The organism is Streptantibioticus rubrisoli (assembly GCF_024436055.1).
In the GTDB taxonomy this organism is placed as follows: Bacteria; Actinomycetota; Actinomycetes; order Streptomycetales; family Streptomycetaceae; genus Streptantibioticus_A; species Streptantibioticus_A rubrisoli.
Window position 1 is genome coordinate 1 of record NZ_JANFNH010000083.1, and the last position, 8,791, is coordinate 8,791.

Below are 8,791 nucleotides of genomic sequence, written 5' to 3' on the forward strand. Positions count from 1 at the left end.
GCCGCGACGCTACCGGGGCGGACATCATCGCAGACACCGATTAATTGGGCGGAGCCTCAGCCTCCCCGCACCACCCCATCGCCCACGGCGATCCCCTCCTCGACGCGGGCGGCCGCCCCAGTGCGCAACAGGATCGGCGACTCGGGCGGACGCGGCGCCGCCCCATGCGCGGCTGCGTCGCCGATAGTGGCGAGCACGGCGGAGCCGAAACCGGCAACGCCGCACGTCACGGACGCGTGCGCCCCGGACCACGCATCCTCGGAACCTACGTCCACGCCGCGGAATCGAAGCCGAGGTCAAGCGACTTCGGGAGATCTTCCGCGCGGGCCACCTCCGACAGTTGCCGCAGGTTGAACAGGCTCTGGGAGACCAAGCAGCAGCGCTCATCCGGCAGGTCCGTAGGGTGCATCGGTCGGTACGTGGGTGCCGAATTGGTGGCGGTGGTATGTGAGTGGCGCGGATTCCTCGCTGACGTGAGCGTCGGTGACCAGGCCCGCGGCGATGGTGTGGTCCCCGCCGGGGAGGAAGTGGTCCACGGTGCAGGCGAGCCAGATGCTGACACCGGCGAGCCGTGGGAGACCGGCCTCCTGGTGCCAGTTGATGCCGGCGAACTTGTTGGGGCCCTTGCGGGCGAAGACGCCTGCGAGGCTGTTCTGGCCGGCGCTGAGTACGTTGAGGGCGAAGCGGTGTGTGCGGCGCAGGGCGGCCAGCAGACTTGAGTTCTCGTCGAGTGCGATCAGAGCCATCGGCGGATTTATGGACAGGGAGGCGAAAGCACTCACCGTGCTGCCGTACGGCGTGTCTCCCTCAGTGGTGGTGACGACGGAGACGGGTGTGGCCACCGAGGCCATGGCCTGCCGGAAGAGAGCGTCGGAGACGAGGCTCGAACCGGTGCCGTGGGGGAATGCGCTGTCGTGGTGATGCATGTCGGTTGCCTCCGGAGTGCTGGCAGGAGTGGGCCCGGGGCCCGGCGCGATGGCCGGGCTGTGCCTGGTGCTCAGAAGCGGATGATCGTGGACAGCGGCGGGAGGCGGTTGCCGAGCTCATAGCCGCCGATGTAGACGTTCTTCGCGTCGGTGGGGTCGTGGGAGGCGAAGGTGCGGGCGTTGCGCCAGTAGCGGTCGTACCGGTAAGCGTTGGAGGTGCTGCGCGCGCCGGTGATCTCGTGGATCTCGGCGGCGGCTTCGAGGGAGGCTTCTACGGCGGCGACCTTGGCCCGGAAGCAGTCGATGGTGACGGCGTCCATGTCCTCGCCGTCCTGGGCTGCCTCCAGTTGGTCCACCGCACTGTGCAGCAGGGCGCGGGAGGCGGCCAGCTTGCTGGAGAGGGCGCCGATGCGGCGCATGATCAGCGGGTCCTCGGTCGGGGTGGCGAACTGGGGCAGCGAGCCGCGTTTCATGGTGCGTGTGTGCTGGACGAGGGCATCCAGGGCGCCGTCGCCGATGCCCTGCATCAGGGCGGCGTGCAGCAGCATTACCGCGCCCACAAAGACCGGGGAGAGCTGTTCGCCTGCCGGCTGGTGCCAGCCGTCGGGCACGAAGACATCCTGGTAGGTGACCGTCTGGCTGCGGGTTCCGCGCTGGCCCATGTTGTCCCAGTCACCGTGCAACTGCACCCGGGGGTGGTTGAGGTCCACCAGGACCTTGTGGTGCGCGGGCTGCTCGCCCTGCAGCAGGCAGCGGACCATGGCCATGCCCAGGCCGCCGCTGTTGGTGTTGAAGGTCTTCGTGCCGCTGATCACCACCCCACCTTCGGCGGGCCGTGCGGTCGTCGTGCCCGCCACGCCCGCTTCCGCGGCGGAGGAGACGAGCCTCAGGCCGTCGTCGAGTATCCGGCGTGCCAGTTCGACGCGGGTCGACTTCGGAAGGCTGCTGCCGGGGCCGAACAGTTCGCGGGCCACCAGGACGGTGGTGAGCCAGTTCTGTCCGGTGGGGCCGTCGCCCGCACTGACCTCCCTCACCGCCCGGATGACGGCGCCCCACCCCCTGTGTTCCGTGCCGTCCCACAGTCCCCCGTACTCGGTGGGTACGGCGAGCCGAGCCGCCCCGATCTCGGCCAGCAGTGCGAGGTTGGCGGTGGGGTCCGCGTTGTCTCGGTCACTGGCGAAACCGCCCTCGGCCAGTTCCCCCCGGCGCTCACGGATCGCGGTGATCAGGGCGCGGGCCTCCGCCGCGCCCTCCAGCTGCGTTGGCATGGTGGCTCCTCACCATAGAACCCTCGAATGCGAATGTGAATTCGCATTCTCGATGTTACGGGCGGGAGCCCACCACTTGTCAAGAACGTCCGCCAAAGCCACCGCCGATACCATGCGGAACATGAGTGATGAGCCAGACCGCCGAGTGCACTACCGGGAACCTCGGCAGGCGCGCAGCGCCGCGACACTGGCTCGCGTACTGCAGGCCGCCGAGGAAATCGTCACCTCGGGCGGCCTGGAGGAGATGACGATCCCAGGCGTCGCGGAACGCGCTGGCGTCTCGGTCGGCTCGATCTACCGCCGCTTCGAAGGCAAGGAGCAGTTGATCAGCGCTCTGGCAGAGCGACTGCTGGAACGGCGTGAGGAGTATGTGGCCGAGCGATTGCGCATGGCTGAGCCGTCACTGTCCGGCGTCATGGACGCCTATGCGCACGCGCTGCTGCAATCCTTCGCCGACAGCAGCAACATCTTTCCCGAGCTGCTGCGGACGCGGGAAACCAGTGCGCTGGACCGCGGTGCCCGCGCCATCACCGAGATCCACCGCCTCTTCCTCGAAGCAGCAACCCCCTACGCCGGCCAGATCCAGCGCTCTCACCCGAGGACAGCATTGGACACCGTGGCCCGCGCCATCCTCGGCGCCTGCTTCCACAACTCCGTACGCCCAGACCGTCCCGCGGACGAAGCGGCCCAAAGGCTGTACGCGGACCAACTCAGCGACATGGCGATCGCCTATCTACTCACCCCCGACCGCCGCCGCGCCAAACAGCCACCCGCCCACACCTGAGCCGCCGACGGGGCCAAGGGGATGCTTTTCCCCAAGGACGCCTCAGGCAATGTCAGGGTGCGTGATCTCCCAGACTTCGATGGCGAACTGACAGCGGCCGGGCTGGCCCATGCCCAGGGTCGGCGGCCCCAAGGCCTGCTTGCGCAGCCTCTACTCGCGAACCATCGCTCCGGATTTGGCTGGGGGGATCAGCGACCTGTACCTCTCCCACTTATTTGCCCGCCCGACCCGCACCCGGAGTGTGAAGTCGGCTCTCCCGCCGCCCAACCGGCGTCTGTCACCTGCAGGGTGGGGCAACCAGGGCAGATCTGGGGAAGAGCCTGAGGGTGAGCGGAGGATTTCTGATCGTCATCACCGTTGACACATCCTTGAGCGGCACCCGCACGGTGCTGTCAGCGCCAAGCAGCCTTGAGGCGCCACAGGTGGATTTGGAACGGCGCTGTCCTTCACGCCGAGGACGAGGTCGTCCGCATCATCGCCAGAGATCACCTGGCCGCCCGACCAGTCGACCGACACCCCTTGAACTGCCGCTCCGGCCTCGCAGCGCGAACCGCACCTTGGCAGGCGAACCGGCCACGGGGCAGGACCGGACAATGCAGCCGTACGGCACCGTAATCTGCCCTTATCCACAGCCTCGTTCGGCTCGGTCCCGCGGCCTCCACAGCCTTCGAAGAAGCCGCACACCGCACTGATCGCCCGGGCTCTCCGACCTCTGCGGTCACGCCGACGACCCGCGCCTCACGGCCCGACCCCGGCAACTGATGCCCCCCACGTGCCGCCCGCCGTACCGGAAGGCTCGAGCGTGTCCGGAAGATCGTGTAAGTCCGGGATATGACAGGCTGGCCGAGGCCCAGCCTCGGGCCTGGCCAGCCGGGACGGACGAACATGAAAGAGAGCAAGGCCCCGGCCGCTGAGCCGGTAGTCGAGGACAAGCTGGTGGATGAGGTCGTCGAGCGGCTGATGGACCGCGCTGACGCCTCGGGTGCAGCCCTGCTGGGCGAAGGCGGCCTGCTGACGGAGGTCACCCGGGCCGTGCTGGAGCGGGCGTTGGACGCCGAGATGACCGAACACCTCGGCTACGAAAAGCACGATCCGGCCGGTCGTGGCTCGGGCAACTCCCGCAATGGCACCTCGCCGAAGACGGTGCTCACCGACGCCGGAGCGGTCACCCTCGCTGTGCCGCGTGACCGCGGGGGAACTTTCGAGCCGCAGCTGGCGCCCAAGCATGCCAGGCGGTTGGCGGGGTTCAACGAGCAGATCCTGTCGCTGTACGCACGCGGCATCAGCGTGCGGGATATCCGCTCCCTGCGGGTGCCGAAAACCCTATCCATGGCCTGTGGCCTGCAGGGTCTTGCGAACGCCGGCGGTCGTATGGCAGGCATGTCAGGCTGATCGATCGTGCTGTTGCGACTGCCTTACCTCGCCGTGTCGAACGTCTTCGCCCTCATACGGCTGCTTCCAATGAGCGACGCCGACAAGGACATCGAAATATTGACGCTGCGCCACCAACTGGCGGTCCTGCAGCGGCAGGTCGTCAGGCCACGCGTCACCCCGGCGGACCGCGCCTTCCTGGCTGCACCCCTCCACCAGTTGCCTCGCGCCCGGCTGCGGATGCTCCACCTGATCGTCTCCCCGGACACGATCCTGCGGTGGCACCGGAACCTCATCCGACGCCGCCATGCCCGCATCTCCCGTCGCAAGCGGCCTGGCCGTCCGGCCACCCGCCGCGCCATCCAGGCTCTGATCCTGCGCCTGGCCCGGGAGAACTGCGGGTGGGGCTACAGAAGGATCCACGGCGAACTCGCCGCGCTGGGCATCAAGGTCGCACCCTCCACCGCATGGGAGATTCTGCAGGCGCACGGGATCGATCCCGCGCCCGAACGTGACCGCCAGACCTGGGCCGCGTTCCTGCGCGGCCAGGCCCACGCAATCCTGGCCTGCGACTTCTTCACCGCCACCACCCTCAATGGCGCCACCGTGTATATCTACGCCGTCATCGAGCACACCAACCGCCGCGTCCGCATCCTCGGTGCGACGGCCCATCCCACCGCGGCCTGGGTGACCCAAGCCGCCCGGAACCTGATGATGGACCTCCAAGACGCCGGGGCCACGGTCACGCACCTGATCAGGGACCGCGACAGCAAGTACACCCGAGCGTTCGACGCCGTCTTCACCGCCGAGGGCATCGGGGTCGTCACCACCGGCATCCGCGTCCCCCGGATGAACTCGATCATGGAACGCTGGGAGCAGACCTGCAGACACGAGCTCCTCGACCGCACCTTGATCTGGAACCAGGCCCACCTGCTCCACGCGCTTCGCGAGATCGAATCGTTCTACAACGAGCACAAGCCACACCGTGCCCTGAATAGCGCGGCGCCCCTGCGACCAGTCCCCGAACTGATCAGGGATCCCGACCGACTCGACCGACTCGACGTTCACCTGCGTGACCGACTCGGCGGAATCCTCCATGAGTACGCGCACGCCGCCTGACCTGTGTGGACGGAATATCGGCACCCGCAGCGCAACGTCCCCGTACCGCGCCCCACAGCCACCCGACCGGGCGACGGACAAATCGCCCGCGATTGACGCCACTTGAGGCTGGGAGCAAGAGCGCTCCCAGAGGGCTCCCCGGTCGCTCCCACCGCAAAAACGACAAAGGCCGCTTCCGTTACTCACGGAAACGGCCTTCGACCTGCGGTTTCGCAAGTCGGGACGACAGGATTTGAACCTGCGACCCCTTGACCCCCAGGTCGCGGGAAACTTTCTGTTACTAAGCACATCGCACTGTAGCCGTCAGCTCAGAGCGGTACGGAGCCGAACGGGGTGGCATTACGCTCCTCCGTCCCAAGAAATGGGGGCAACACGGCCCCTACCTCCGCATCGCCATGACCCCCCACTGGCCGTACCAGACCGGTCCTCGATGACGCACCGCTCCCCGGCCAAATCCTGCACGGCTGTCCCGAGCCCGTGGGCGCCGCCCATGACCGCGATCCGACGCCTCATGCTCAGATCGAACGACATGGCAGATCTTGGATGAGGTCGCCAGCCCGCAGCGCAGACCCCGGTACCATGGCGGATGACCGCGATCTACCGGGAGGATGCCATGAGCACAGCACATGACCATCCCGTGGGACCGTTCGCCTCCGAGCCCGCCCACCCGCTGCGGACGATCCGCGACATCAGGGAGTCACTCCCCCCGGACCAGGTCGCGCACTTCGACGCCGAACTGGCCGTGACCGACCTCGACGACCTGCCCGCCATGCTCACCCGCTGGGCCACCATCGCCCACGACGGCTTCGAGGACTTCCTGCTGGAAACCCCCTTCGAGGGACTGGATTTCGGCGCCCGCACATATGACGAGCCCCAGGGCCCTGAATGATCTACCTGCTCGACACGAACGTGGTCGCCGAGCTCACCACCCGCATCAAGCCGGACCCGAACGTGGTCGCCTGGTTCCACTCCACTCCCCGCCCGAACCGCTACCTGAGCGTAGTCACGATCGCTGAGATCGAAGCCGGTGTCGCCGCCACCACCGACCCACTCCGCCAAGCCCGCTACGCCCAGGCCCTGGCCACGCTGCGCACCGAGTACCGCCACCGGATCGCTGTGGTCGGCGAAGGCGAGGCCGCCGCCTACCTCGCCCTGCACAAGACCCTCAAGACGATTGGTCGGCCCATCGACCCGCCCGACGCCCTCATCGCTGCCACCGCCCTGGCCAACGGCTGGACTCTGGCCAGCCGCAACACCAAACACCTCGACCGCACCGGCGCCGAACTCGTCAACCCCTGGCAGCACCAGGGATAGACAGGCGTGCTCGGGGTCGGCTGGGTGGCCTGAAGGGTGTCTCTACTGCCGCATGGTGGCTGAGCAGCGGCTTTTGCAGGCGTTTACGTTCCGGGCATGATCGCGGATTGTGGGTCTGCGACTGCTGTACCTGATCTTCTGTCGACTGCTGGGCTGGCTGACGCTACTGGCACGGTCCTCTGCCGCGCACAAGGTCGAAGTCCTCGCTCTGCGCCATGAGGTCGCTGTACTCCGACGACAGGTCGGGCGACCGCGGATGTCGTGGGCAGATCGCGCCGTGCTTTGCGCTCTCGAGCGCCATCTGCCGTCCGCCCGGCGTCACCGCCGGTTGGCCACCGCGGGCACGCTGCTGTCCTGGCACCGACGTCCGGTGCGCTGGAAGTGGCGCCAGCCACCGGCCAGATCTGGTCGGCCGCCACTACCCGAGGAAGTCGTCGCGCTCATCCGCCGCCTCGCCACAGACAATCCGACCTGGGGGTACGTCAAGATCCAAGGCGAGCTGCAGCGCCTCGGCCACCGGGTGGCCGCAGCCACCATCCGCCGTGTCCTTCGCCGCTCGAGCCTTATGCCGTTCGGAAACTCATCGCTGCTGCTCGGAGGCGGTCTGGCGCGCCACTACGGTCTACTGGAAGCCTGTCCGGGTGATCGTCTCATTGGTGTACCAGGTGGCTCGGAAGCTGCTCGCGGCTCCGGCGTTGCTGCTGCGGCGGGACGCGGCCAACGACGCGGAACTGCTTGTTCTGCGGCACGAGAACGCGGTGCTGCGGAGGCAGCTGACGAGGCCAGTGCGGTACGAGCCGACGGATCGCCTGTGGTTTGCGGCGCTGTCCTCGCTGATCCCCCGGCGCCGGTGGGCGCAGGGTTTGTGGTGACGCCCGCGACGCTGCTCGCGTGGCACCGCAGGCTGATCGCGCGTAAGTGGGACTACAGCATGCGACGGAGGCCCGGCAGACCGTCGACCGCGGGTGCGGTGAAGGCGCTGGTGCTGCGGCTGGCCAAAGAGAATCCTCGTTGGGGCTGCCGTCGGATCCAGGGCGAACTGATTCGGCTTGGACACCCGGTCGGCACGACGACGGTCTGGGAGATCCTCACCGCGGCGGGGATCGACCCAGCCCCACGCCGTGGAGGACCGACGTGGCACGAGTTCCTGACCGCGCAGGCCGAGGGCCTCATCGCCTGCGACTTCGTGCACATCGACCTTGTCGACCTGCGCCGGGTGTATGCGCTGGTGTTCCTCGAGCACGGCACACGCCGGCTGCACATCGCCTGGGTGACCGCACATCCCACAGGGTCCTGGACGGTGCAGCAGGCGAGAAACCTCGCCGTCGAGTTGGGCGTACGGGCCGACTCACTGCGCTTCTTGCTCCGCGACCGGGACGCGAAGTACACCAAGTCCTTCGACGCGGTCTTCGCGGCCGACGACATCGAGGTTGTGCGGACCGCGCCGCGGGCTCCCCGCATGAACGCGCACTGCGAACGGGTCATCGGAACCCTGCGGACCGAGGTCCTCGACCACCTCCTGATCTGGAACGAGTCCCACGCCCGGCAGCTCCTCGACGCCTACGCCCGGCACTACAACCGCCATCGCCCACACCAGGCTCGGGGACAACTCCCGCCCCTCGCCCAGAAGCACCCGGCGCCTGCGGTCAACCTGACCGCTCACCGACTCCTACGCACCCGAGTGATCGGTGGCGTGACCAACGAGTACAGATACGCTACTTGACCAACAGCGACGAGTTTCCGAACACCACACCATCGATCACGATGCCTGTCGGGGCCGATCGTCGGTGGCATGGCAGCACGATCCTGTGGGGTTCCAGAACACGGCCGCCTGCGATGACTTGCATCGCTACGCCGCTCGCTCGTACTCGTTGATGAGTCTGCCGAGGACCAGGCGGCGCTTGATCCTTTCTTGGGTGAGGTCGGCGGTGGGGTGGTCGGGCCGCGGCGGGTGCAGCTGTTGTCCGCGGTGGGGTCTTCGCCCGTTGTAGTGCTGGACGTACTCGTCC

Annotated in this window: 6 protein-coding genes and 3 pseudogenes; 7 read left to right on the forward strand and 2 right to left on the reverse strand. The window is 67.7% G+C overall.

From position 1 onward, the window contains the following. Positions 1 to 383: 383 nt before the first annotated feature. Both NON19_RS32610 and NON19_RS32615 read right to left on the reverse strand, forming a co-directional pair. The gene (locus tag NON19_RS32610; protein WP_255932895.1) at positions 384 to 926 is read right to left on the reverse strand and encodes a flavin reductase family protein; all 543 of its coding nucleotides are present in this window, start codon (positions 924 to 926) and stop codon (positions 384 to 386) included. 71 nt (positions 927 to 997) lie between these two features. Beyond that, positions 998 to 2,194 (reverse strand): acyl-CoA dehydrogenase family protein, encoded by a 1,197-nt coding sequence (locus NON19_RS32615; RefSeq protein ID WP_255932896.1) that lies wholly within the window; start codon positions 2,192 to 2,194, stop codon positions 998 to 1,000. Between the two features lie 121 nt (positions 2,195 to 2,315). On the opposite strand from NON19_RS32615, the gene NON19_RS32620 reads away from it, so the two are divergent. The 7 genes and pseudogenes from NON19_RS32620 (at position 2,316) to NON19_RS32645 (ending at position 8,505) form a co-directional block, all read left to right on the forward strand. After that, entirely contained in the window at positions 2,316 to 2,978 is a 663-nt protein-coding gene (locus NON19_RS32620; protein ID WP_255932897.1) for a TetR/AcrR family transcriptional regulator, read from the forward strand. 960 nt (positions 2,979 to 3,938) lie between these two features. Next, positions 3,939 to 4,277, forward strand: a pseudogene (locus NON19_RS32625) (transposase); the annotation flags it as partial. Positions 4,278 to 4,376: 99 nt separating this feature from the next. Next, positions 4,377 to 5,468 (forward strand): integrase core domain-containing protein, encoded by a 1,092-nt coding sequence (locus NON19_RS32630; protein ID WP_255932898.1) that lies wholly within the window; start codon positions 4,377 to 4,379, stop codon positions 5,466 to 5,468. Positions 5,469 to 6,081: 613 nt separating this feature from the next. After that, entirely contained in the window at positions 6,082 to 6,357 is a 276-nt protein-coding gene (locus NON19_RS32635; RefSeq protein WP_255932899.1) for a hypothetical protein, read from the forward strand. After that, positions 6,354 to 6,782, forward strand: coding sequence for a type II toxin-antitoxin system VapC family toxin (locus NON19_RS32640; RefSeq protein ID WP_255932900.1), 429 nt, complete (start codon positions 6,354 to 6,356; stop codon positions 6,780 to 6,782). Before NON19_RS32635 ends, NON19_RS32640 begins: the two co-directional genes overlap by 4 nt. A 256-nt stretch (positions 6,783 to 7,038) precedes the next feature. Further along, positions 7,039 to 7,320, forward strand: a pseudogene (locus NON19_RS33860) (integrase); the annotation flags it as partial. Positions 7,321 to 7,423: 103 nt separating this feature from the next. Then, positions 7,424 to 8,505, forward strand: a pseudogene (locus NON19_RS32645) (integrase core domain-containing protein). Positions 8,506 to 8,791: the final 286 nt, after the last annotated feature.